Origin of the sequence: Shimia aestuarii, assembly GCF_900114635.1 — a bacterium.
Classification (GTDB): Bacteria; Pseudomonadota; Alphaproteobacteria; order Rhodobacterales; family Rhodobacteraceae; genus Shimia; species Shimia aestuarii.
Map to the genome: position 1 here is coordinate 12,407 of NZ_FOTQ01000002.1, position 22,962 is coordinate 35,368.

22 protein-coding genes are annotated in these 22,962 nt (G+C 61.6%); 6 read left to right on the forward strand and 16 right to left on the reverse strand.

Features of this window, described 5'->3' with window-relative positions:
* Positions 1 to 34: 34 nt before the first annotated feature.
* The 9 genes from BMZ35_RS07770 to BMZ35_RS07810 form a co-directional block, all read right to left on the reverse strand.
* Positions 35 to 3,241, reverse strand: a complete 3,207-nt coding sequence (locus BMZ35_RS07770) for a 2Fe-2S iron-sulfur cluster-binding protein (protein ID WP_093092713.1) — start codon at positions 3,239 to 3,241, stop codon at positions 35 to 37.
* 59 nt (positions 3,242 to 3,300) lie between these two features.
* Positions 3,301 to 4,170: an amidohydrolase family protein gene (locus BMZ35_RS07775; RefSeq protein WP_093092715.1), complete on the reverse strand. Its 870-nt coding sequence runs from the start codon at positions 4,168 to 4,170 to the stop codon at positions 3,301 to 3,303.
* A 57-nt stretch (positions 4,171 to 4,227) separates the two neighbouring features.
* Entirely contained in the window at positions 4,228 to 6,045 is a 1,818-nt protein-coding gene (locus BMZ35_RS07780) for a feruloyl-CoA synthase (RefSeq protein WP_093092717.1), read from the reverse strand.
* Positions 6,038 to 6,523: a MarR family winged helix-turn-helix transcriptional regulator gene (locus BMZ35_RS07785; RefSeq protein ID WP_093092719.1), complete on the reverse strand. Its 486-nt coding sequence runs from the start codon at positions 6,521 to 6,523 to the stop codon at positions 6,038 to 6,040. The genes BMZ35_RS07780 and BMZ35_RS07785 overlap by 8 nt, the downstream gene beginning before the upstream one ends.
* Before the next feature lie 4 nt (positions 6,524 to 6,527).
* Complete coding sequence (locus tag BMZ35_RS07790; RefSeq protein ID WP_093092721.1) at positions 6,528 to 7,298, reverse strand: crotonase/enoyl-CoA hydratase family protein; 771 nt, start codon at positions 7,296 to 7,298, stop codon at positions 6,528 to 6,530.
* A gap of 101 nt (positions 7,299 to 7,399) precedes the next feature.
* Complete coding sequence (locus tag BMZ35_RS07795; protein WP_093092723.1) at positions 7,400 to 8,713, reverse strand: TRAP transporter large permease; 1,314 nt, start codon at positions 8,711 to 8,713, stop codon at positions 7,400 to 7,402.
* Positions 8,710 to 9,294 carry a TRAP transporter small permease gene (locus tag BMZ35_RS07800; RefSeq protein WP_093092725.1) on the reverse strand — a complete coding sequence of 195 codons (585 nt, stop codon included), beginning with the start codon at positions 9,292 to 9,294 and terminating at the stop codon, positions 8,710 to 8,712. The genes BMZ35_RS07795 and BMZ35_RS07800 overlap by 4 nt, the downstream gene beginning before the upstream one ends.
* A gap of 404 nt (positions 9,295 to 9,698) precedes the next feature.
* A complete protein-coding gene (locus BMZ35_RS07805) occupies positions 9,699 to 10,397 on the reverse strand; it encodes a fumarylacetoacetate hydrolase family protein (protein ID WP_093092727.1) in 699 nt (232 codons plus the stop codon).
* Positions 10,394 to 11,431, reverse strand: a complete 1,038-nt coding sequence (locus tag BMZ35_RS07810) for a cupin domain-containing protein (RefSeq protein WP_093092729.1) — start codon at positions 11,429 to 11,431, stop codon at positions 10,394 to 10,396. The genes BMZ35_RS07805 and BMZ35_RS07810 overlap by 4 nt, the downstream gene beginning before the upstream one ends.
* Positions 11,432 to 11,529: 98 nt before the next feature.
* Between BMZ35_RS07810 and BMZ35_RS07815 the strand changes: the two genes are divergently transcribed.
* On the forward strand, positions 11,530 to 11,988 hold the full coding sequence (locus BMZ35_RS07815; protein ID WP_093092731.1) for a MarR family winged helix-turn-helix transcriptional regulator: 459 nt from the start codon (positions 11,530 to 11,532) through the stop codon (positions 11,986 to 11,988).
* A 114-nt stretch (positions 11,989 to 12,102) separates the two neighbouring features.
* Here the strand turns inward: BMZ35_RS07815 and BMZ35_RS07820 are convergent, their stop codons facing one another.
* From BMZ35_RS07820 to BMZ35_RS07840, 5 genes are all read right to left on the reverse strand, one after another.
* Positions 12,103 to 12,648 (reverse strand): RSP_2648 family PIN domain-containing protein, encoded by a 546-nt coding sequence (locus BMZ35_RS07820; protein ID WP_278247131.1) that lies wholly within the window; start codon positions 12,646 to 12,648, stop codon positions 12,103 to 12,105.
* Entirely contained in the window at positions 12,645 to 13,841 is a 1,197-nt protein-coding gene (locus tag BMZ35_RS07825; protein ID WP_093092733.1) for an RSP_2647 family RNA methyltransferase, read from the reverse strand. The genes BMZ35_RS07820 and BMZ35_RS07825 overlap by 4 nt, the downstream gene beginning before the upstream one ends.
* 37 nt (positions 13,842 to 13,878) lie before the next feature.
* Complete coding sequence (locus BMZ35_RS07830; RefSeq protein ID WP_093092734.1) at positions 13,879 to 14,541, reverse strand: DUF6778 family protein; 663 nt, start codon at positions 14,539 to 14,541, stop codon at positions 13,879 to 13,881.
* A 133-nt stretch (positions 14,542 to 14,674) separates the two neighbouring features.
* Positions 14,675 to 14,959 (reverse strand): hypothetical protein, encoded by a 285-nt coding sequence (locus BMZ35_RS07835; RefSeq protein WP_093092736.1) that lies wholly within the window; start codon positions 14,957 to 14,959, stop codon positions 14,675 to 14,677.
* Positions 14,925 to 17,732, reverse strand: a complete 2,808-nt coding sequence (locus BMZ35_RS07840) for a [protein-PII] uridylyltransferase family protein (RefSeq protein ID WP_093092739.1) — start codon at positions 17,730 to 17,732, stop codon at positions 14,925 to 14,927. Before BMZ35_RS07840 ends, BMZ35_RS07835 begins: the two co-directional genes overlap by 35 nt.
* A 229-nt stretch (positions 17,733 to 17,961) precedes the next feature.
* Between BMZ35_RS07840 and BMZ35_RS07845 the strand changes: the two genes are divergently transcribed.
* On the forward strand, positions 17,962 to 18,429 hold the full coding sequence (locus BMZ35_RS07845; RefSeq protein WP_093092741.1) for a YbaK/EbsC family protein: 468 nt from the start codon (positions 17,962 to 17,964) through the stop codon (positions 18,427 to 18,429).
* Here BMZ35_RS07845 and BMZ35_RS07850 read toward each other — a convergent pair whose 3' ends face one another.
* On the reverse strand, positions 18,430 to 18,816 hold the full coding sequence (locus tag BMZ35_RS07850) for a DUF302 domain-containing protein (protein WP_093092743.1): 387 nt from the start codon (positions 18,814 to 18,816) through the stop codon (positions 18,430 to 18,432).
* A 205-nt stretch (positions 18,817 to 19,021) separates the two neighbouring features.
* Between BMZ35_RS07850 and BMZ35_RS07855 the strand changes: the two genes are divergently transcribed.
* The 3 genes from BMZ35_RS07855 to BMZ35_RS07865 all read left to right on the forward strand — a co-directional run bounded on the left by BMZ35_RS07855 (position 19,022) and on the right by BMZ35_RS07865 (position 20,894).
* Entirely contained in the window at positions 19,022 to 19,444 is a 423-nt protein-coding gene (locus BMZ35_RS07855) for a DUF2852 domain-containing protein (RefSeq protein ID WP_093092745.1), read from the forward strand.
* Between the two features lie 88 nt (positions 19,445 to 19,532).
* Entirely contained in the window at positions 19,533 to 19,982 is a 450-nt protein-coding gene (locus tag BMZ35_RS07860; RefSeq protein ID WP_093092746.1) for an RDD family protein, read from the forward strand.
* A 90-nt stretch (positions 19,983 to 20,072) separates the two neighbouring features.
* The gene (locus tag BMZ35_RS07865) at positions 20,073 to 20,894 is read left to right on the forward strand and encodes an arginyltransferase (RefSeq protein ID WP_093092748.1); all 822 of its coding nucleotides are present in this window, start codon (positions 20,073 to 20,075) and stop codon (positions 20,892 to 20,894) included.
* A 43-nt stretch (positions 20,895 to 20,937) separates the two neighbouring features.
* Here BMZ35_RS07865 and BMZ35_RS07870 read toward each other — a convergent pair whose 3' ends face one another.
* Positions 20,938 to 21,750 (reverse strand): helix-turn-helix transcriptional regulator, encoded by an 813-nt coding sequence (locus tag BMZ35_RS07870; RefSeq protein WP_093092750.1) that lies wholly within the window; start codon positions 21,748 to 21,750, stop codon positions 20,938 to 20,940.
* 114 nt (positions 21,751 to 21,864) lie between these two features.
* On the opposite strand from BMZ35_RS07870, the gene BMZ35_RS07875 reads away from it, so the two are divergent.
* Positions 21,865 to 22,953, forward strand: coding sequence for an extracellular solute-binding protein (locus BMZ35_RS07875; protein WP_093092752.1), 1,089 nt, complete (start codon positions 21,865 to 21,867; stop codon positions 22,951 to 22,953).
* Positions 22,954 to 22,962 lie beyond the last annotated feature (9 nt).

A 22,962-nucleotide genomic window follows, 5' to 3' on the forward strand; every position in this document is an offset into this window, starting at 1 on the left:
TACCGACGTCTTACCGACGTCGGTATTTTCGTGTTCAAAGGTCGATTTCGATCACCCCGCCCGGTTCCGCTGCACGGCTCTGGCAAAGGATAATCGCGCTTTCCCGCTGTTTCTTTGACAACACGAAATCGCGGTGCTCAACCTCGCCTGACACCAGCCCGCACTTGCAGACACCACAAATCCCGTCCGCGCATTTCACATCCACGTGGATGCCGTTCTCCGCCAAGATATCCGTTGCAATTTTATCTTCAGGAACAACAAGTTCCCGACCATCCTTCAGCCGAATCTTGAAATCATGATTCTCATAGTCGGGCTGTTCCGGGACGCTGAAATACTCCAGATGCCGCGCCTCTTCGGGAAAGCCCTGCCGCTCGGCTGCCGCCATCACACCGTCCATGAAACGGTCCGGGCCACAGGTATAGACATGCCATCCCGCCCTGTACCCGCTCAGAACCTGATCAAGATCGGCGCGCGTGCCTTTGTCGGAGAAGTGCAGATACACTTTATCTTTCCACGACATCTCTTTGAGATCATTTAGATATCCGGCGCCATCTTCCCGGCTGGCCGAATAGTGTAACTCGAAATCCTTGCCCAGATCATGCAGTCGATGAGCAAAGGCGATCATCGGCGTGATCCCGATCCCACCCCCCATCAGAAAGGTCTTTGTCGCACTTTCCTCCAGCTCGAAATGGTTGATCGGTTTGCTTACGAAAACTTTACGACCTTCGTTGAAAATCCGGTGCATCAACAGCGACCCGCCGCGCCCCTCGTCCTCGCGCAGCACCCCGATCTGGTATGTGCTGCGGTCCTTGGGATCGCCCGACATCGAGTACTGACGCAGGAATTCCGGCGCCACCAGCACGTCCAGATGCGCCCCCGCCGTCCATTCCGGCAGCGGCGTCCCGTCCAGCGAAGAAAACTCGTACTTGGTCACATCCGCGGTCATCTTCTCGACCTTGGAAAGCGTCACCCGCACCACCGGCGCATCTCCGGCCACTGCATAACGATGCACAACAGTCATGTCGCCAGCGGCAATCCGGCGTTTGTATTCTTCGGCGGAAACCATTGATTCATAAGCTTGAATCCCGGCCTCGCGATCCATCGGGAACGGGTATGGCCACGGATGCGGCGCGATCGGCGCCGGGTAAGCGGCCAGCGTCTGATCCTCGTATTTCAAGTCCAGATCGGTCTGCAACCCACGACGGTTCACCTCATGCTCGGTCGGGTGATACCCCCCGTCCGCCCCCAGTTCGAGGTCCCACCACCATTTCTTGACCTGGTTGAGCCCGCCATTGCCCACCATGTCATCCAGCTTGGCCAAGGGGCGCGCCAATGACGGCATATGCGAGGCCGCCCAGCGGAACGGCGCCTCGGCAAACAGCCCCTCTAGGTTCCACGGACAGGTTTTCATACACCGCCCACACATCGCCCCGCCTTGGGTCGTGATCCGATAGGTGGCGCATTTCTGGCTGTCGGATTTCCAGATTTCATAGCCGTTGAACATCAGCTTCGGCCCGGCAGTGATCGCCCCGCTCGGACATTCCCGCGCGCATTTGTTGCAGTTCTCACAGAAGTTTTGCAGCCCGAAATCAATGGGTTGGTCATGGTCCATCGGCATATCCGTGGTCACAACCCCAGATTTCAGTCGTGGCCCCAGATAGGGGTTCAGGATTACTTCACCAATCCGGCTCACCTCGCCCAATCCACTCAAAAGCAACAAGGGCGGCTGCAACACCTCCCCGTCCATGACGGTATGCGCCTTGGCCTTGTAGCCAAGGTTGCGGATCTGCTGCGCGATCACCCCCCCAAGCAGCGAAAACCGCAGATAGGCCCGCATCGACTGCGCCACGGAGATCCAGTCATCCCCGCTGGCGCCTTCCATGGTCTCATAGCCCTGGTCCACGATCATGCTGATCGCCTGGTCATGGGGCGGCGTGATCTCTTCGCCAGTGGCGTCATGGCTGTACCAAGCCCAATCCGGGCACCGGCTGAGCCCGACGGCATCCACTCCCAGAAAATAGGTCGCCGCTTTGAGGTTCGCCGCGTTACGCACTGAATCCGTTGGTTTTTTGACGTTGGCGCTCTCACCGTCCTGCAACAGGACAAAGGCCCCAAGCGCCCGCCTCTGGGCGAAACTCGGCGCTGCCTTGCGGGCGTAATACCCGCCTTTGGCATTGTCCTGAAGGGTCTTGCCCATGTCGCCAAACTGCGCTCGGGCGAACATATCCGCCCGCTTCGGCACCCGCGCCACACGCGCCTCGTCAATATAGGTGGTCGGGTCCTCCACCCGCTTCAGCCGCTCAAAGGGATGCGCGCCCATGGCATAGTCGCGATTGCGGAACGGGTCATGGTTCAACGCCGATTTGGCAAAGCCCTTGCCGAGCCACCACGCCGGCCCTTGCGTGCGAAACCACGGTTGCTCTGCCATTGGCTTCAGAGGCGCATCATGCGCCAGTGCCATGTCCGTCGTCACCACAGCCAGCCCGTACCGCCGCCCCAGCCAGGGCGCCACCAGCGCGTCGCCTTCGACGCTGAGCAATCCTGCTGCTACGCCAAGCCGCCCCAGATCCACATCGCTCGACGTGGCGGTATGCGCCTTAGCATTGAACCCTAAGAGCCTGATATAATTGGCGATCACCACGGCCGTTTCCGTGGCCCGCAAACAGGCCCGATGATCCTGTGCATCCAGAATCCAGTCGCTGCCCGGCTCTCCACGCTCGGGGTCGCGCCAATGTTCGACGAGGAACACGATGCTGTTGTTCTGCCCCTCGATGCCCGAAGGCGGTGCCTCCATACTGTCCTTCAGATCGGCCATGATTACGTCGATTCCGCTGGCCAGCGTCTTGGTCTGGCGCGTCTTGAGCGCGTCGGCCAACCGATCAATATCTGGGTTGCGGCGGGGCGTTTCCAACAGCGCGACAGGCGGCACGGGCCCAACACCCACCATCGACGTGTCGTTAAAATAGCCAAATGCTTTCAGATGGTTGGCGCGTTCCACAGGATCGGACGGCACGCCGGATTTAACCGGATTAACCAGCCCGTCCCGGATGGCATCCATCATCGCCTGAAACTCGCCCATGGCGTTGACGATGCTTTCGGGATGTTCGGGACGATGAAAGCTCAACGGCGCATCAAAAGGGGACGCCGCGAGGTCTGGCAATGCCCCCCGCGCCAAGCGTTCAAGCGGATACGGCCCCATATGCACGGGCCGCGCCTTGTCCGAGAAAAACCTTAACCCCATGTGCCCCTCCCCGTTTTGCCGCCATGATGCAGCCTTAACAGGTTAAGCACAAGAGCCGCCTAGAACCCCAGAAGCCGGGCCGCGTTGCCCTTGATGATGTCGGGGCGGATCTCGTCCTTGATGTTGATCTTTTCGAAATCACTCAGCCAGCGTTCCGGCGTGATCATCGGCCAGTCCGAGCCAAAAAGCACCTTCTTGCGCAGGATCGAGTTGCAGTAACGTACAAGAATCTCAGGGAAATACTTGGGCGACCAGCCTGAGAGATCGATATAGACATTGGGCTTGTGCTGGGCCACGGCCAACGCCTCTTCCTGCCAGGGAAAGCTGGGATGGGCGAGAATGATCTTGAGGTCCGGGAAATCCACGGCCACGTCATCCATGTACATCGGGTTCGAGTATTTGAGCCGCATCCCGTTGCCCCCGGGCATGCCCGAACCGACACCCGTTTGCCCGGTATGGAACAGGGCAATGCCGCCCTCGTCCTGAATGGCTTCGTAAAGCGCATAAGCCATGCGATCGTTGGGATAAAACCCCTGCATCGTGGGATGGAACTTGAACCCCTTGATGCCGAATTCCCGCATCAGCCGCCGCGCCTCGCGCACACCCATTTTGCCTTTCCAAGGGTCGATCGACGCAAAGGGGATCAGCACGTCGTCATTTTCCGCGGCCAGTTCCGCCACCTCTTCATTGGCATAGCGGCGATAGCCGGTCTCGCGCTCGGCATCGACGGGAAAGATCACGGCAGCGATGTTCTGTTCGCGGTAATGCTGGGCGGTTTCCGGCACCGTGGGCGGATGTTTCCAGGGGGCCCCGAAATAGGACGCCATGGTGGACTGCAGATCGTCATAGCCGTCGTCAGGATGACAGCCACAGGGCTCTTCTGCATGGGTGTGAATGTCGATCGCGCGGACCTTGGTGATGTCGACCATGTTTTCTTTCCTTGTCACTTGCGTAGGCACCCGTCCGATCAGACAGGCAGCCTCGCCTCAAATGCGCACAACGGCCGCGTCCTCGGCGGCGTAAAGCCGGTCCAAGAGCGCCTTGCGACGCTCTAGAATGCGGCGGTAATTCAGATTGCCCTTGGCAGTCATTTCGCTCTCGGCCATCGAGGCCGGTTCGGCCAACACGATTGCACGGGCGACACGGCTCGAACTGCCCGACACTTCGCGGTCCCGCGCCGCCAGACGCCGCCGGATTTCACCCAGCAGCAAAGCATCGGACAGCGCACCATCCGCCTCGGCCATGTCAAAGCCTTCGGCTTCCAGCTCGGCCAAATTGGGGAAAACCATCACGCCGATCTCGTCACGATCCGCCCCCGTGATCACCAGTTCGGCCGCCAACGGCGCAAGGCAGGTCAGCATGTCCAGCCGCAATTGTGCGGCGCGCACCCATGTGCCGGTCGACAGTTTGAAGTCTTCCGAAATACGTCCGTCAAACCGCATCCCCCGCGCAGGATCGTTCCGATCGACAAAGCGCATCGCGTCTCCGGTCAGGAAAAACCCCTCTTCATCAAAGGCTTCCTGCGTCTTCTCAATGTTGCGAAAGTAACCGGGCATCACGTTTGGCCCCCTAACCCGCACTTCACAGCGCATCTCGTCATCCGGTACCAGTTTGAGCGTGACCCCCGTCATCGGCACACCCACAACGCCCGATCGTTCGGTCGGCTCATGCTGGATCATGGTCGCCGGGGCGGTCTCGGTCAGACCCCAGGACGAGGTCATCAACGGCACATCCCCCCGCACCTCACGCGCCATGGCTTGCAACCCGTCCCAGATATCCTGCGGCAGCGACGCGCCGGCATAAAAGATCATGTCGAGGTCTTCGAAATAGCGCTGGCGCAGCCCCGCGTCGCCCTCCAGCGCCTTAAGCAAGAGGCCGAACCCAACCGGCACGTTGAAACTCAGCGTTCCGGTTTTCAGGCGCAGGTTCTCGACCGTGCGCTCAAACAAGCCCTTCACTGGCTTGCCTTCGTCGATATAAAGCGCGCCACCATTGGCCAGCATCATGTTGAAATTATGCGATCCGCCAAAGACATGGTTCCACGGCAGCCAGTCCACGATCACCGGCGGGCGCGCCTTGAGAAAGGGCAGCGCATCGGCGATCATCGCCTGATTGGCGCACATCATGCCATGTGTGGTCATCACCCCCTTGGGGGCCGAGGTTGACCCGCTGGTCATCAGGATCTTGACCACGCTCTCGGGCCTCAGCGCGTCAAACGCCCCGTCCACATCAACGCCGCGATCCCCCCGCAGCAAGTCATCAAAAGCCGTGACACCGGGCCGTCCATGGGTGCGGCTGGCAACGATGTCGATCCCCTCGAACGCGTCCAGCGCCAGCGCCTCGCCATATTGGTCCGCATCGACTATATAGGCCATCTTCGGGCGGATCAGCTCAATCGCATGACGCAACCGGCCATGCGCGCCGTGGATCAGCGAGTATTGTTCGGCCACGGGTACCGTCGGAATGCCTGCATACTGCCCAGCCAGCGACAGCAACCCGTGATCCACACCGTTGCCCGACAGGATCAGGATCGGTGTCTCGGCATTCAACCCCCGCGCCAACAGCGCCTCGGCAATCGCGCGCACCTTGTCGAGCACGGCGCCATAGCGCTCCTCGCGCCAGCCTGCGCCGCTGCGTTCGGCAAGAAAGACACGCTCGGGCGCTTCCTTCGCCCAGAGATGCAGCCAGTCTCCCGTCCGGCGCACGCTGTCCCCCATGTCATATCCCGACCGGTAGAGCATCGTCCCGTCGTCCCGGGTCTCCAGCGTGACCCTGTGGGGCTGGTATTTCGACAGCTCAGCCATGTTCCTCTCCTCCCTTGCCATGCCGGATCGCACCAAGCACGCGCAGCACGGCCGCGCGATCCTCTGCACTCACCCCGGCCAGCATCCGCGCTTCATGCGCCGCAACGGCCGCCGTGGCCTCCTCATAGAGTTTGCGCCCCGCCAATGTCGGCATCAGCGCATAGGCCCGCCGGTCGGTGGGCACCCGATCCCGCGAGATCAACCCGCGCTCCTCCAGATCGTCCAGGATCACCACCAGATTGGGCCGCTCGATGGACAGCGCGTCCGCCAGATGCGATTGGCGCAGACCGGGATTTTCCGCCACCATGGCCAGTGCCGAATAGGTGATCATGCGCAGGCCCAAAGGCGCAATCGCGGCGTTCATGTCCCCCATCAGAACGGTCTGCGCCCGTTTGAGATGATATCCAAGAAACCGTGTCAGCGCCGCATCTGACACTGCAACCGGTTCCGCCTCTTCCCTGACCTGTCGCTTTGCCATGGGTTTACCCAAATTTCGGCGCGCGTTTTTGCAGGAAGGCCTGCAGGCCCTCTACCGCATCGGGGCTCGTATGGGTCAGCGCCGCACACAGGCTTTCGGTGAACAGCCCGCCCGCCTTGTCCATGTCCTCGATGCGGCTCAGCGCCTGGATCATGATATAATTCGACAGCGGCGCATTCCCGGCAATCTGGCGCGCCATCTCCTGCGCACGCGCCAGCGCTTCGCCTTCGCCCACAACATAATGGGTCAGCCCAAGCGCCTGCCCGTCCTCAGCGCCATATTTGCGCCCGGTCAACATCATCTCGATCATCCGGTCGGCGCCAAGAATACGCCCCACCCGCACCGACGCGCCACCGCCAACATAAATCCCGCGCCGCCCCTCGGGCAGTTGAAAGATCGTCGAAGGCTCGGCAAAGCGCACATGAGTCGCCGTGGCAATCTCAAGCCCGCCGCCGATCACCGCGCCCATCATGGCCGACACAACCGGCAGCCCGCCATATTGCACCTTGTCCAGCACCTCGTGCCAGTTGCGGGAGTGGCGCATGGTCCCTTCGGCGTCCCGCGACACGTGTTCGCTCAGATCCAGCCCGGAACAATAATGCCCCCCGCTCCCGGTCAACACCACCGCCTTCACGCCCTCGGGCACATTGGAAAAGAACGCGTCGATCTCGCCAAACAGCGCGTCACACATGGCGTTGCGTTTCTCGGGCCGGTTCATAGTCAGCGTGGCGATGCCATCGTCACTGATCTCGACCTTCAGCATGTTCCCGGTCATATGCGGCTCCCCACTCGTGGTTCACTATAATGATTATACTTCATAACTAATATGTCAAAAAGAAAGAGAGGCAGCGCCTCTCTTTCCATGTTTTCAGCCTGTTACGGGATCAGGAACAACGTGATTGCCGGGAACAGCACCAGAATCACCACCCGCAGCAGGTCGCTTGTCACGAACCACATCACCGCCTTGTAGGTCTCGGACATGGGGGTCGTGCGATCCATGGCGTTGATGATGAACAGGTTCATCCCCACCGGTGGCGTGATCAGCCCCACCTCGACCACGATGAGTACAAGGATACCGAACCAGATCGCGACGTGTTCCGGCGTCATGCCAAAGTCCAGCGCGCTGATGATCGGGAAGAAGATCGGGATCGTCAGCAGGATCATCGACAGGCTGTCCATCAGGCAGCCAAAGACAAGGTAGAAAGCCAGGATAATGACCAGCACCGTCCAGGGGGAAAGCCCCAGACCAACGATCCAGCCCGCCAACTCCTGTGGCACCTGCGAAAGCGCGAGGAACGAATTGTAGAACCCTGCCCCCAGCACGATGAAAAAGATCATCGCCGTGCTCATCGCCGTGGCGATGATGCTGTCGACAAAGACCTTCCAGCTCAGGTTGCCTGAGATCAGCGCGATCACACCGGTGCCCGCCGCGCCAACAGCCGCGCCTTCGGTCGGGGTGAACCAGCCAAGGTAGATACCGCCCACAACAAGCCCGAAAACGAGCAGAACCGGCCACACATCAATCAGCGCCTTGATCCGCTCGGCATAAGGGATCGGTGCGCGGGTGCCAGCCGCCTTGGGATTGACGCGCACATAGATCGAGATGGTGAGGATATAGCCAATCGCCGCCAGGATACCCGGCACAAAGGCCGCAAGGAACAGCTTGGCGATGTTCTGTTCGGTCAGGATCGCATAGATCACAAGGATCACCGACGGCGGGATCAGGATGCCCAGCGTCCCCCCGGCGGCCAGCGTCGCGGTGGAAAAGCCCCCGGCATAGCCGTACTGGCGCAGTTCAGGCAGCGCCACGCGGCTCATCGTGGCCGCTGTTGCCAGCGACGAGCCACAGATCGCGCCGAAGCCGGCGCAGGCCCCGACCGACGCCATCGCCACGCCGCCCTTCTTGTGCCCAAGCCAGCTTTCAGCGGCCTTGAACAGCGACGACGACATGCCCGACAGGGTCGCGAACTGCCCCATCAGAAGGAACATCGGAATGATGGTCAGCGAATAGCTCGAAAAGGTCGAATAGGTTTCGCTTTTCAGCTTGGCCATGAACATGTTCGGCCCGCCCATGGCAAAGTAAAGCCCGCCAAGGCCACACAGCATCATCGCAAGCCCGATGGGCGCGCGCAGAAAGATCATGACCAGCAGTACGGGGAAGGACATGTAGCCCAGTTCAAGCATGCTCAATGGACCGCTCCTTCAGACATGGGCAGGAATTTGCGTCCGGTGACGAGTTCGAGAACCCGCGCAACCGCGCAATAGATAGCTGTGATCGAGGCCACGACAGCCGCCGAAAAGCTCAGCGCATAGGCCCACCAGACCGGAAACTGCAGCAGGAACGAGGTCTCGCCATAGCTCATCTTGTTCATCATGCCTTCATAAAGGCGTGCCGTGATCAGAATGATCACCGCACTCAGGATCACGTCCCAGAAGGTGATCAGAATCTTGTTGACCCTGCGCGACATCATAGATGTGAACACGTCCACCGTGGCGTGCCCGCAATAAAGCTGGCAGACCGGCAGGAAGGCAAAGATCGCAAATGCGACGCCCGCTTCGACCAGCTCGAAATCGCCATTGATCGGGCCCACGCCGGTTGCCAACAACGCATCGGCAACCCCTTGTGACAGGCCGGTCAACCAGTCGGAATGACCAATCGTGTTCAGGCTGCGCCCCAGAATGCTCAGGCATGTCAGGATCACCAGTGCCGTCAGCACGATCCCCCCGAATATCGCCATGAGCCGGGCCAGCCGCTCCATGAGTTTCAACATATCGTCTCCTCCACAACCGGGTCTCTGTCCCGGCGCCACTCCTGATTCCCAGGTCACCCACCCTTTTGGGGTCGGGGCGTCCGCACAATTCCTATTTATGACCGACCAGTCGGTCAATGACCTTTTTGTGCCGGAAGCATCCCTGCGTTCAAACGCCGCTCCCAAACCACGCTGCAATGGCGCCCGGTTTCATTCGCTCAGCGCCATGTCCCTTTCCGATAGGAAATGAACCGACACTTAACAATGCAATCAATTGCACTGCGCCCGAATTATTAGTTGATTTTGTAACTATCAAGCGCGTTTGCACGCTTTTTTAGATCGGCGCCTGCCGTTGCGGCCCGCGCTTAAACCAAGGCGCGGGCAGCCACGGCATTACCCGCCACGCACGCCCCAATTGCCACGTTTTATTCAGGTGAGCTGATCTCAAGCTTGATCGGGTCCAACCCGTCGATCCCGCCCGTAATGGTCTGCCCGGCCTCAACCGGGCCGACCCCGGCCGGTGTACCGGTCAGGATCACGTCACCGGGACGCAGATGGTAATAGTGCGACAGGTGCTTGACCACCTCGACACAGGACCAGACCATCTCGCTCAGACGCGCATCCTGCCGGGGCTCGCCATCCACTTCGAGGTGTATCCGCTGATCCGCCACGGTGCCGAAGTCGGCTGCGCGGGTCATGGGGGCGAACACGGCAGACCCCTCGACATCCTTGCCAAGATCCCAGGGGCGGCGGTTGTCCTTGCCATCCTGCTGGCGATCACGCCGCGTCATGTCAAGCGCACACCCATAAGCATAGATCGCCCTTTCAGCTTCCTCCGCATTGGCCCGGAACACCGGCGCGCCAATGGCAAAGGCCAGCTCCATCTCATAATGGAAATTGGACGTTCCCGGCGGATAAGGCACGCTGGCCCCGCTCAACACCCCATGTTGCGCCGCCTTTGTGAAATACCACGGCGCCTCGCGATCCACTTCACCGCCCATCTCGGCAGCATGGGCGGCATAGTTGCGCCCCACGCAAAAGATGCGCCCAACCGGATAGGAGGCCGTTTCCCCCCGGACCGGAATCGAGAAAACCTTTGCCGTGTCGAACAGATAGTCACTCATTTCGCGCGCTCCTCGTAATATCCAAGCTTTTCCTGAAGCGGACGATCATGCACCCGCACCATGTAACACGTCTCGCTCGCCGCGATACGAATATCGGCAAACACCGGTGCCGTGACCGTCGCCTTCGGCCCAAATTCAAAACGTGTCCCGTTGATCTCGACCACGCCCTGCCCCGCGATCACATGATATGCCCCGGAAGACGACCGCAGGGGCGGGGTGCAAACCTGCCCGGCCTCGATCCGCATGGCCGTAAACCCCATCGTCGGCAAGACGTCCGCACCGGTTTCGGGGTTTACATAGTCCAGTTCAGCGATGTCTCCGTCGCCATGTGCCGCCATCGCGTCCAGCGCCGCCCTGGCGCGCGCCCACGGGTAGCGCATCATCGGATAACGCCGCACTGCGCCATCCGCCCTGCGGGTCGGTGCCAGCCCCGACGCAAGGTATTCCACCTGGCTGGCGTCCGGGCGATTCCGCTGCGCCTGCAAGGCCCCCTCGGTCGCATACGAGCCTTCCAGATAGTGAAACAGCGGCAGGTCCAGCGCATCAAGCCAGACCACGGGTCCGCTGCCTTCATGCCCGTGATCATGCCATTCGCCCCCCGGCGTCAGCACGAGATCGCCCTCCTCCATCGGCAGTTTTTCTCCGTCAACCACCGTATAGCCGCCCGTGCCCTCGATCACGATCCGCACCGCCGAAGGCGTGTGCACATGTGCAGGCGCCGTTTCGCCCGGCAAAAGCAGTTGCAGGCCAAGATAGATCGAAGCCGTCGCCTGCATCGCCCCCACCCCGCGCCCCGGATCGGACAGAACCAGAACCCGGCGTTCGGCTTTTTCAACGGGGGTCAGTTCCCCGGCCTTCAACAGCAAGGGGCGGATCACGGAGTAATCCCAAAACCCCGGTTGCGTCACGGCGTTGGGACGCCCATGTGGAAGCACATTGCGCATCATCGGCCAAAGCGGCGCAACCCCGGCATCCGCCAAGTCGGCGCGATAATCCTCCGGCAGATCTTCGAGCGTTCCAAGCGACTGCGGCATGTCTTCCTCCCCGGCTCTTTAATATGCATGCTGATTATTGGCATGCTTGTCAATCGCGTGGTTTTGGTGTCTCCTTTCGGAAAGAAGGAACCAACTCGATGGCGGAACTCTACAATATGGCCGGTCATCTGATCCGGCGCCTCAACCAGATATCCGTGGCCGTCTTCACCGATCATATGGCAGCCGCCGGGATCGACCTGACTCAGGTGCAGTTCGCGGCCCTATCCGCAATAGCCAGCCGCCCCGGAATGACCCAGGCAGAACTGGCCGGCGCCATCGCCTATGATGTCACGACACTGGGCGGCGTCGTGGACCGCCTTGCCTCCAAGGGAAACATCCGGCGTGATATCAGCCCCCGGGACCGCCGCGCGCGGGTGCTTTTTATCACGCCCGACGGAGACCATCTGCTCGCCCGCGCCCGCCCCGTGGTGCGCGCGTTGCAGGACGACATCCTCGGCGGCCTCGACGCCGAAGAACGCGCGCAATTGCTTGCCCTTCTGCGCAAGACCACGGATGCGGGAAACAGCAAAAGCCGTGCCCCGCTGCGCACGCCCTGAAACGACAGACAGGGGCAAGGGCATTTGAAACCCCCGAGAAGTTATTGAGAATGGACATTTCGACGGTCTCGAATACGCTGTCCCGGTATCCTGGCATTCGAGCGCGCCGCCGGATCAGCGACTGACCGCCTTGGCCAGTCGCGGCAGGCGGGCCTTCTTGAGAAGCGAGCGCATCGGCCAATCTTCTCCGGAGAGCCGTTCGGCCTCCTGACGCACCGCTTCGCACACGGCCTCGACCGCACCGGGTGCTTCTTCCCAACAGGCGCGCAACAACGTGTCTGGGTCGATCCGCTCCACGCCTTCCTCGGCAAGGACATTGCGGGGAAAATCCTTGGCATTCATGGTCACGATCGCATCCGCGGACCCTGCAATCGCCGCGGCCAGAACATGGGCATCCGCCGCATCCGGCAACCACAAACGATCTTCCAGCGACGGTTTCCACGTCACCTCGGCGCCCGGCCAGGCGGCACGCAACAGGGCAATCTCGCCCCGCGCCTGTGCCTCTCCGGTCGGGCCCAGTTTGCGCGCCGCGCGTGCCCATTCTTCAAGGATGCGCGCCGACCACAGGGGGCGGAACGCACCTGTGCGTGCCACCCCAAGCAACACTTCACGCATCACCGTCGGATAGAGCACGCATGTATCCAGAAGCAGCCGTTTCAAAGGCGAAAGAACAGGGATTTGAGATACCCGCTTTCCGCCAGTTGCGGCATTAGCGGGTGATCCGGCCCCGCAAAGCCGGTATGGATCAGCTGCGCCTGTCGACCAGCCCGCCCGATCCCGCGTACCGAGGCGCCGCGAAACCGCGCAAGGTCTGCCGCGTGTGAGCAGGAGCACAGGCCAAGATAGCCGCCCCCGGCCACGAGCGACGCTGCAAGCCGCGCGACGCGTTCATAGGCGCGCAACCCCTTTTCAAGGGCAGATTTCGACGGCGCGAAGGCCGGCGGGTCACAGATCACGACATCGAATTCTGCGCCCTCCTCACCCAGGGCCGTCAGCACGTCAAAGGCATCCCCGCGCCGCGTCGCAAAGCGCTCTGCCACACCTGCCGCGGCGGCCCCCGCCTCGGCCAGCTCCAGCGCCGCTGCCGATCCATCCACCGCCAACGCCTGTTTGGCGCCACCCGCCAGCGCGGCCAGAGAAAATCCGCCGACATGGCTGAACACATCCAGGACACGCGCGCCGTTGCACAACTGTGCCGCAAATCCGTGATTGGGGCGCTGATCGAAGAATAGCCCGGTTTTCTGACCCCCGGTGAGGTCCGCCATATAGGTCGCCCCGTTCATCACCACCGGGACAGGCGCATCGGGGGCCTCGCCCACCAACACGGCGCTGTCCTCGTCCAGTCCCTCAAGCGCCCGTGCCCGGCCCGAACCGTTCTTGATCACGCAGGACACGCCCGTCACCGCGACCAGCGCCGCCACCAAGGGTTCCAAAAGGGTTTCGGCCCACGCTGCGTTGGGCTGTACCACAGCCACCTCGCCAAACCGGTCCACCACGACACCGGGCAACCCGTCCGCCTCGGCATGGATCAGGCGGTAATACGGCGTCTCGTAAAGACGTGCCCGCATCGCCAGCGCGCGCGCAAACTTGGTCTCGAACCATCCCTGGTCAATCACCGCCTCGGGATCACGGTCCAGCATCCGGCAGAAGATCCGCGAATTCGGGTTGGTTGCCACCACCCCCATCATTCGTCTTTCACCGTCTTCCAGCACCGCCAACGCTCCGGGGGTCAATCCCTTGGTGCGGCGGTCCGTGACCAGTTCATTATCATAGATCCAAGGGAACCCGTGCCGAATGGCGCGGGCATTGGCTTTGGGTTTCAGGCGGACAACAGGCAAAGAGGACGGCATCATGCCGTCCTCCTAAAGCTTTCCTTGGGCGGTGAAAAGATCAGAGTGGTTTCACCGGTGTCAGCGGGGTGATCCGCGCGGTCACACCCTTGGGCGGCGCTAGGAACCCTTCAGCAAGGCTCATCTCGTCACGCACCACGCGGGCCAGATGCTGGGTAATCCGGTACTTCTGGGTCAGGCCACGGGCCTCAGCCTGAAGCGCCTTGGATCCACCATAACCAACAAGGTCGGCCTTGATGAACTTGGGACCACGCAGAACAGCGCCCGTTTGCGGGTCGCGGATCGTCATCACGAACTCAAGCGAATGGATGCCACCCACGCTGTAGCGGGTCTTCTCGGTCAGAGCATGGAAGCGCTTGACTTCGATCTCGACGACCACGGGCATTTCGCCTTGCAGAGGGCCCCCACCAATCTGGATGGCTTCTTCAAAGATGGCCTGCACCTGCTGGTAGCGATTTCCATAGGCATCCCCGCGCCATACAATGTCACCTCCGGGGTAATACATGTTGGCTTCGGAAACCTTCAGCGTCGTCGGCACGTTCACATTCATGCCTGCCAATTGGAAAGACGGGGCCGGAGCTGCAATCTGGCTCGGCGTGGTTTCATAAGGCGCGTTCCGCGTTGCGGTATCCACCGTGCCACAAGCTGCCACACCCAGTCCAAGCGCCAAAGCTGCAATCAGTCGAACATGTTTCACGTTCATCTCCTCGGGCCGTTCTGACCTCTTCCGTTCAGGAAGGTTTTGATGGCCAAATGAGGCGAGATTGCGACATGAGCGGTTCCTTTTCGGGGAGTTTGCTGCCAATCGCCCCCCCCTCGAAACCTGTAGATACCCCTTAGTTTCTTGACCGGGAGCGCCAGCCTCCGCGACGGCGCGGGGCTTGCATTCTGACCTGCCCCTGCCGCATCACATCGGTCATGGGATGATCTTCATTGCCCGCCGCGTAGCGGTCCAGAAGGGCCGAAAGAACCTCCTGAACCTCCTGCCCGTCGGGCAAGGACAGGGCCCAGTCAAGGAAGATGGAGCGGCATTCACCCTCGGTGATGCCGTCGATCCGATAACTTTCCCGGATCAGCCCCTTGGGGTCATGTTTGTCCTTTTCCACCCTGATCTCCCGCATGGGCAGGCCGCGCCAAGGCCGCCGAGATAATCTCCCCGGCGCGCGCCGCGCGATCCTGCATGTCCGCCTCCAGCACCTCAACGCTCTCATCTCCGGTTTCGCGCAGCAGAAAGGCCCGCCCCCCTGCCCCGATCTCCTCGGGCTTGATCGTCGCCCCCGAGAGCAGCTTGGACGCCAGCTGCACCTGCCAGAAAAGCCCATAAGTGGCCGCCAGTTCTGTCGCCTCGGCGGCGTCCAGCCAACCGATTGCGACACCGGCCTCCAACCCCTCGGCCACGCTGCGCCCCTTGGCACCCGCCAGAAGCGCCCCGGACTGGCTCAGCAGCTCGACATCCTGCAACCGTCCCGCACCGATCTTGGCATCCCAAGGCCCGTCCGGCGCCTTGGCCGCCGCGATGCGGGCGCGCATTTCGGCCACGTCAGCGCATAGCTTGGACGCGTCGCGGGGCCGCGCCAGGATCTCCTGCCGGAAGGTCTCCACCTCGTCCATCAACGATGCTTCACCCGCCACCGGGCGGGCCCGGGTCAGGGCCAGGTGCTCCCAGGTCCAGGCTTCGTTTTCCTGGTAATTACGGAACGACGCCAGCGAGGTCGCCACCGGGCCTTGCGTCCCCGAGGGGCGCAACCGCATGTCCACTTCGAACAACCGCCCCTGCGCCATCGGCGCGCTGAGCGCCGTGACCATGGCTTGCGTAAGGCGCGCATAATAGGCCCGCGCCGCAAGCGGACGCCGTCCTTCCGACGCCTCCACACCGGCGGCGTCATAGATCACGATCAGGTCAAGGTCCGAAGACGCGTTGAGCCGCTGCGCCCCAAGCGATCCCATGCCCAGCATCATTGCGCCGCGTCCCGGCTGAGGGCCGTGCTTTTCGCTGAACTTCTCCACCACGACCGGCCAGAGCCCGGACACGCAGGCTGTGGCCAGATCGGCATAATGCCGCCCCGCCTCATCCGCCGAAATGACGCCGCGCAAGTGGTGCACCCCGACCCGGAACCGCCATTCCTTGGCCCAGCGGCGCGCGCTGTCGAGCTTGCGCTCATAGTCATCGCCTTCCCGCGCCAGCACCGTGGCGAGGTCCTCGCGCAGCCCGTCTTCGCCCGGCCACGGAGTAAAGAACGTGCCGCCGATCACCGCGTCGAACACACCCGAGTTGCGTGACAGGTGGCGCGCCAGCTCGGGCGCCGTTCCCACGATATCGACCAGCAGGTCGATCAACTGGGGGTTGGCATCGAACAGCGAAAACAGCTGCACCCCGGCGGGCAGCCCCTTGAGGAATCCGTCCAGCGCCAGCAAAGCCTCATCCGGGCGCGCTGTCTCGGACAGGCGACGCAGGATTTCCGGGCGCAGGCGGTGGAAAATCTCGACCGCGCGCTGCGAGCGCAGCGCCGGGTAAGTCTGCCAGCGTTCCAGCACCTCGGGGTCAAAGGCGTGATCCTGAAGCGGCTTGCGGTCCTCGGGGGCAAAGAACCCCTCGGTCAGCTCATGCACCTCGGTCAGACGTTGGCGGAGCTCGTCCTCCAGTCCCGGCAGATCGCGCCCCATCAGGCAGGCGATCCGCTCGAGCCCCTCTTCGCTTTTGGGCAAAAGATGGGTCTGGGCATCGTTCACCATCTGAATGCGATGCTCGACCTCGCGGTGGAACCGGTAGTGATCGGCCAGCGTGTCGGCCACGTCCTCGGGCACCCAGCCCTTGCCAGCCAGTTTACGCAGCGCGGGTACCGTATGGCGGTCGCGCAGATAGGGATCGCGCCCACCGGCGATCAACTGCCGGGTCTGGGTAAAGAACTCGATCTCACGAATGCCCCCCCGCCCGAGCTTCATGTTGTGTCCCGGTAGGGTGATGTCGCCCCCCAGCCCTTTATGCTCGCGAATGCGCAGGCGCATGTCATGGGCGTCCTGAATGGCCGCGAAATCCAGATGCTTGCGCCACACAAAGGGGCGTAGAGTTTCAAGGAACCGCGCCCCGGCCTCCAAATCACCTGCCGAAGGGCGCGCCTTGATATAGGCGGCACGCTCCCATGTGCGCCCGACACTCTCGTAATAGCGTTCCGCGGCCTCCATCGCGAGGCAGACCGGCGTCACCGCCGGGTCTGGACGCAGACGCAGATCGGTGCGGAACACGTAGCCCTCGCCGGTGATGTCGTTCAGCATCGCCGCCATCTTGCGCGTGGCCCTGATAAAGCTGGCCCGCGCGTCGTGGTAATCGTCCGGGTCAAAGCGGGTTTCGTCAAACAGGCAGATCAAGTCGATATCCGAACTATAGTTCAACTCGTGTGCCCCCATCTTGCCCATGGCAAGGCTGACCATACCGCCGGCGGTCGGAATATCGTCCTCGGTGGCGCCGGGCAATTTTTTGCGGCGGATCTCTGCCCCGATCGTGGCCTCAAGTGCAAGCTGGCTGGCAAGATCGGCAAAATCCGTCAGGGTCCCGGTCACCTTTTCCAGTTGCCAAGCGCCCGACAGGTCTGCCAGTGCAGTGATCAGCGCCACTTTTCGTTTGCCTCCGCGCAACGCGGAGGGCAGTCGATCCGGCGCGGTTTCGCGCAAGTCCTGAAACAGCGCGGCGAGTGCTGTCTCGGGATCGGACAGGGCCTCGGGGAGCCAGTCGCGCTCTTTCTCGATCAGGGACTTGAGGTAAGGGCTGGAGCCACCGGTGCCCGCGACAAGCCGGGCCAGGTCGCCGCTGAGACCCGGCACAACGGCCAGCGCTTCGGCGCCCCGTTCGGGATCAAAGGCACGGGGAAGTCGGGTGATACGCTGTTCAAATGTCATGGCGCGACTTTGTGACCGGGCGCGGACAAGGTCAATGTTCGTTCCGGTCGCAGGGACGGTCGCGTACCAGTCCCGCACTCGCCCAAAGCGGGGGCCAGCCCCCGCACACAGGACAAAGCGGGGGCCAGCCCCCGCACCCCCGGGGTATTTCCGGAAAAAGAAAGATCAGAAGGTTTACAAACTGTCTGGCGCGGGGCTTTCTTGCCCTTCTTCAATGCCGGGAGGACACATGAGCAAAAGCCTGAAACGCGTGCGCGCAGCGCTTGAGAGGGCCGGGCTGGCCGATGACATCCGTGAAACCGGGGGCGCGCGCACCGCACAGATGGCGGCAGATGCGGTGGGATGCCAGTTGGATCAGATCGCCAAGTCGATCATCTTTCGCGGAGAGACCAGCGGCGCAGCGATACTGTTCCTGACGGCGGGCGGTAATCAGGTCGAGGAGACCAAAGCCAGCGCGGTTGCAGGCGAGCCGCTGGGCAAGGCCGATGCCGCGTTGGTACGGGCGCAGACGGGATTTGCCATCGGCGGGGTCAGCCCGGTGGGCCACCTCTCCCCGATTCGTGCCTTCATCGACGCGCGCCTGCTGGAGTTCGATCGGATCTGGGCCGCAGCGGGCACCCCCAATCACGTCTTTCCCATCGACGCACATCTTCTGCCCGATCTGACCGGGGCCATGGTGGCGGATTTTGTCGCCTGATCAGATATCGGCCACCACGCCAGCCAGCATGTCTCGCACCTGTCCAGCAACGGCGTGCAGATCGGGATTTTCGATGGCGCTCATCGAGGCCACGGGATCAATCGCGCTGACCTCGGTTCCCCCGTCCACCTCGCGCAGGATGACATTGCAGGGCAGCATGGCGCCCACGCGGGGCTCAAGCCCAATGGCTTCAAACGCCATGCCGGGATTGCAGGCCCCGAGAATGCGATAACCGGGCATATCCTTGCCCAGCTTGGCCTGCATCGTGGCCTGAACATCAATCTCGGTCAGCACACCAAATCCGGCCCGACCCAGCGCCGCGCGCGTGCGCGCATCCACGCTCTCCAAATCCGCGTCCGGAACGGTCCGATCAATCGTATACCCCATGATTTTCCTCCTGAAATTGTATATTTTTTCAGTATCGAGAGTTTTTGCCACCGATCAATGCGAATTTTAACACACAATTTCAGCCTCTTATCCGAAAAATGTAAAAAACGTTCACATTGACCCTTGCACCAAGCCCCCCAAATGCCAATCTTGGTAATGTAAACGAGTTTTACATTGTCAGTAAACGCCAACAACGGAGCACCACATGACACCTGTAGCCGCCACCCCCACTGCCACCCCCATGGGATGGTTTTCGCGCGCAGAGGCCTGGCTCGACAGCAAGGGTAAAGGCGCCTGGATCGCTCTGATGGTCCTGAGCTTCGTCTTCTTCTGGCCCGTCGGACTCGCGCTTGTTTTCTACATCACCTACACCAACCGCTGGAGCAAAGACATGTTCAAGAAATCCTCCTGCAGCCGCCAGTCCCGCCGCATGCACATGATGGCCCCGACCGGCAACACGGCGTTTGACGCCTATCGCGAAGACACGCTGCGCCGTCTGGAAGAAGAGCAGAAGAGCTTTGAGGATTTCCTCGAACGTCTGCGCGCCGCCAAGGACAAGTCGGAATTCGACCAGTTCATGGACGAACGTGCCCGCAAGGCCGGCGAAGAAACCACCGCGGACGCCTGACCCCAAGTCTTTCCTAAACCAGGCGACCTTTCCCGGAGCGGCCCCTCCTCCCGTTGCTCCGGGTTCCCTTTTGTCAAAGAGTGAGACCATGTCCTTTCGCAGCTTTGCCCTGCCCGACCCTGAAACCCAGTCCGAGTTCTATGCCGATGTCCCGACCAAGCGCCTGATTGCGTGGGTCGTGGATGTTGTGCTGATCGCGCTGGTCTGTGTGGTCATCCTGCCCTTCACCGCCTTTACCGGCATCTTCTTCTTTCCCGCCCTGATGGCGGTGGTCGGATTTGTCTACCGGGTGATCACGCTGGCCAGTGGGTCGGCGACCTGGGGGATGCGCCTCGTGTCGATCGAAATGCGTCGCCAGACCGGGGACAAGTTCGACTTTGCCAGTGCGCTTTTACATACGATCGGTTTTTATGTCTCGGTCGCCATGGCACCGCTTCAGCTCATTTCGATCGTGCTGATGCTCACCTCGGCCCGCGCGCAGGGTCTGACCGATCATGTCATGGGCAGTGTCGCCATCAACCGCGCCGCCCGGTATTGATCCGCCGACCGCCCCCGGACACCCAATCCGGGGGCTTGGCCTATCCAATTCGTGTTGCTATCGTCGGGCTTGAATTACTGACGAAACGACATGCGCCACACCCTTCCCCTTGCGCCCCAGTTTTATGTGACGGCTCCCCAGCCCTGCCCCTATCTTGACGGGCGCATGGAGCGCAAACTGTTCACCGCCCTGCAGGGAGACAATGCCACTGCGCTCAACGACGCCCTGTCCCACCAAGGGTTCCGCCGTTCGCAGAACGTGCTTTACCGGCCTTCTTGCGCCGATTGCAGCGCCTGCCTGTCCGCGCGCATCGACGTGGCCCGGTTCCGTCCCTCCAAGAGCCAGAAACGCACGCTGCGTCGTAATGCGCATCTGCAACGGCGCGCCACCTCGCCATGGGCCACCGAAGACCAGTACGACCTGTTCCGCCGCTATCTCGACAGCCGTCACGCGGATGGCGGCATGGCCGATATGGATGTGTTCGAATTCGCCGCAATGATCGAGGAAACCCCGATCCGCAGCCGGGTGGTGGAATACAGCGATTCGCGCACGCAGGACCTGATCGGGGTCAGCCTGACCGACATGCTCGAAGATGGGTTGAGCATGGTCTATTCCTTCTACGAACCCTGCCTGCCACGCAACAGCCTTGGCACCTACCTCATCCTCGACCATATCGAGATCGCACGCGAAGCGGGATTGCCTTATGTCTATCTCGGCTACTGGGTGCCCGGCAGTCCCAAGATGGGCTACAAGGCCGGTTTTTCCGGGCTTGAGGTCTACGCAGGTGGCCAATGGCAGCGCATGCACACCCCCGAGGACTTTGACGCCGAGCTGCACCCGCTTTCGACCGATCCGATCGCCGAACAGGTGGCCAACATCTCGTTGCCGGACATGCGCGCGCCGCGCCCCTGAAATGTTCCCACCGCCGAAAGACGCCAGCTGGCATCCAGCAGCATCAGGACTGCTTTGATGCCAGGTATCGGGTCGCAACAGCAAACAATTCAGCCTGCGAACTGACCCCAAGCTTGCCATAGGCATTGTGCCTGTGCACCTTGACCGTCCCCTCGGTGATCCCGAGAAAGGCCGAAGCCGAACCCGCCGTATGCCCCTGAAGAATAAGCCGAATGACCTCGGCCTCGCGCGGGCTCAACCGATCGGCGCCAAAAGTCGCCAGCCGTTCTTCGACATCGCGGCCGTCGTCCTGAGACCTGACGGCTTCGCCCAGTTTCCAATGCCGGATGACCGCTGCGGAAAGAGTCCTGTGGATGGCATTGATGCGTGCCACATCCTCGGGGCCGAACCGGGGCTGACGGGCACCCCGGGACAGGGAAATGACAACCCAATCGCCGGGTGCATTGCGGATCAGGATACCCAACTCGTCGCTGATGCGGACCTTGCGGTAAAAGGTTCGGTAATACTCCGACCGAAAAAACGACTCGTTGACCAGATCGCTCAGCCGATAGGCGCCCTGCACGGCATTTGACAGACAGGCCTGCGCGAAAGGATCAAGAAGATAAGGTCCGGTGGCATAGAACTGGATCGAGATCGCCGCCTGCACGTCGTCAAGGTCGTGATAGAGCGACACCGGAGGGGCCTGATTCTGATAGCGCGTCACCACCATGGATTCGATCCCGACATGCAGTTCTATCAGCTTCCGAAGCGCCAAGGGGAAAATATCCGTCCCCAACCGCTCCAACAAACGCGCAAATGCCTCATCCCACTGCGGCGACCAGCTTGGGTCCGTTCGGGGGGTGTTTTCCAAAGACATCGCAACTTTGCCTATACTTTTGGATATATATCTTTACCTAAATTTACAGGCAAATCCGACTTGGTCCAAGGTCAAACGCACTTCTTGCATGTCCCGCGACCGAAAGGATGAACCATGAAACTGCACCTTGGACGTGTCGCCACCGCCGTGGCTCTGATCAACGCCCCCTTGCCCGCCCTGGCTCAGGAGCTCTCGATCTATAACTGGGCCGATTATTTCGGCGAGACGACGATCGAAGATTACACCCGTGAAACCGGCACCTCGGTTGTCCTGGACTATTTTGACTCGAACGAGGTGCTGGAAACCAAGCTTCTGACCGGCGCGACCGGCTATGACCTTGTTTTCCCCGCCGCTTCGAACGCGCAGCGGGCATTCCGGGCCGGGGCGTTGCACCCGATCGACCCTTCGCGGTTGGGCAATTTCGGCAATCTGAACCCCGACATTCTGGCAAGACTCGACGCCCTGCCTGGCGGTCGCGCCATGGGGGTGCCCTATACCTGGGGCACGATCGGCATCGCCTATAACCCGGCCAAGATCATGGAGCGGCTCGGCACCGATCAGATCACCTCGTGGGACGTGGTATTCGATCCGGCAATCGCCGCCAAGCTGGCGGATTGCGGTATCCCCATGCTGGATTCCCCGGTCGAGATGATATCGGTCGGCCTGAATTACATGGGCGCCGATCCCTATTCCGAAGATCCCGCCGATCTTGAAAAAGTGCGCGATCTGTTCACCGCCATGGCGCCCGCGGTCAAGTACTTCCACAATCAGAAACCCTCGACCGACCTGCCCGGCGGTCAGGTCTGCCTCGCGGTGATGTATTCGGGCGATGCCGGGATAGCACAGGCGCGCGCCATGGAAGCCGATACCGGGCACGACATCCTTTATGCGATCCCCACCGAAGGCACGCTGATGTGGATCGACCTGATGTCGATCCCGACCGACGCCAAGAATGTGGACGCGGCCTATCGCTTCATCGACTACATGCTGCGCCCCGAGGTCATCGCACAGGTCTCGAATTTCGTCTATTTTGCCAACGCCAACGCGGCAGCGGACAATTTTGTCGACGAAGCGATCCTGACCGATCCCGGCATCTATCCCGACGCGGACACGCTGGGCCGCCTGTTTCCCGACCGCAGCATTGACGCAAGAACCCTGCGCAACCGCAACCGCCTGTGGACCAGCGTAAAATCAGGCACCTGATCGGGCAAC

What these genes read in the sequence shown, in the direction of transcription:
- BMZ35_RS07785 (WP_093092719.1), bottom strand. Translation starts at nt 6,523, where the DNA reads ATGGCAAAGCGACAGGTCAGGGAAGAGGCGGAACCGGTTGCAGTGTCA.
- BMZ35_RS07805 (WP_093092727.1), bottom strand. Translation starts at nt 10,397, where the DNA reads ATGAGTGACTATCTGTTCGACACGGCAAAGGTTTTCTCGATTCCGGTC.
- BMZ35_RS07850 (WP_093092743.1), bottom strand. Translation starts at nt 18,816, where the DNA reads ATGGGGTATACGATTGATCGGACCGTTCCGGACGCGGATTTGGAGAGC.
- BMZ35_RS07875 (WP_093092752.1), top strand. Translation starts at nt 21,865, where the DNA reads ATGAAACTGCACCTTGGACGTGTCGCCACCGCCGTGGCTCTGATCAAC.
- BMZ35_RS07830 (WP_093092734.1), bottom strand. Translation starts at nt 14,541, where the DNA reads ATGAACGTGAAACATGTTCGACTGATTGCAGCTTTGGCGCTTGGACTG.
- BMZ35_RS07815 (WP_093092731.1), top strand. Translation starts at nt 11,530, where the DNA reads ATGGCGGAACTCTACAATATGGCCGGTCATCTGATCCGGCGCCTCAAC.
- BMZ35_RS07800 (WP_093092725.1), bottom strand. Translation starts at nt 9,294, where the DNA reads ATGTTGAAACTCATGGAGCGGCTGGCCCGGCTCATGGCGATATTCGGG.
- BMZ35_RS07825 (WP_093092733.1), bottom strand. Translation starts at nt 13,841, where the DNA reads ATGATGCCGTCCTCTTTGCCTGTTGTCCGCCTGAAACCCAAAGCCAAT.
- BMZ35_RS07845 (WP_093092741.1), top strand. Translation starts at nt 17,962, where the DNA reads ATGAGCAAAAGCCTGAAACGCGTGCGCGCAGCGCTTGAGAGGGCCGGG.
- BMZ35_RS07870 (WP_093092750.1), bottom strand. Translation starts at nt 21,750, where the DNA reads ATGTCTTTGGAAAACACCCCCCGAACGGACCCAAGCTGGTCGCCGCAG.
- BMZ35_RS07855 (WP_093092745.1), top strand. Translation starts at nt 19,022, where the DNA reads ATGACACCTGTAGCCGCCACCCCCACTGCCACCCCCATGGGATGGTTT.
- BMZ35_RS07775 (WP_093092715.1), bottom strand. Translation starts at nt 4,170, where the DNA reads ATGGTCGACATCACCAAGGTCCGCGCGATCGACATTCACACCCATGCA.
- BMZ35_RS07860 (WP_093092746.1), top strand. Translation starts at nt 19,533, where the DNA reads ATGTCCTTTCGCAGCTTTGCCCTGCCCGACCCTGAAACCCAGTCCGAG.
- BMZ35_RS07840 (WP_093092739.1), bottom strand. Translation starts at nt 17,732, where the DNA reads ATGACATTTGAACAGCGTATCACCCGACTTCCCCGTGCCTTTGATCCC.
- BMZ35_RS07790 (WP_093092721.1), bottom strand. Translation starts at nt 7,298, where the DNA reads ATGACCGGGAACATGCTGAAGGTCGAGATCAGTGACGATGGCATCGCC.
- BMZ35_RS07780 (WP_093092717.1), bottom strand. Translation starts at nt 6,045, where the DNA reads ATGGCTGAGCTGTCGAAATACCAGCCCCACAGGGTCACGCTGGAGACC.
- BMZ35_RS07835 (WP_093092736.1), bottom strand. Translation starts at nt 14,959, where the DNA reads ATGCGGGAGATCAGGGTGGAAAAGGACAAACATGACCCCAAGGGGCTG.
- BMZ35_RS07810 (WP_093092729.1), bottom strand. Translation starts at nt 11,431, where the DNA reads ATGCCGCAGTCGCTTGGAACGCTCGAAGATCTGCCGGAGGATTATCGC.
- BMZ35_RS07770 (WP_093092713.1), bottom strand. Translation starts at nt 3,241, where the DNA reads ATGGGGTTAAGGTTTTTCTCGGACAAGGCGCGGCCCGTGCATATGGGG.
- BMZ35_RS07865 (WP_093092748.1), top strand. Translation starts at nt 20,073, where the DNA reads ATGCGCCACACCCTTCCCCTTGCGCCCCAGTTTTATGTGACGGCTCCC.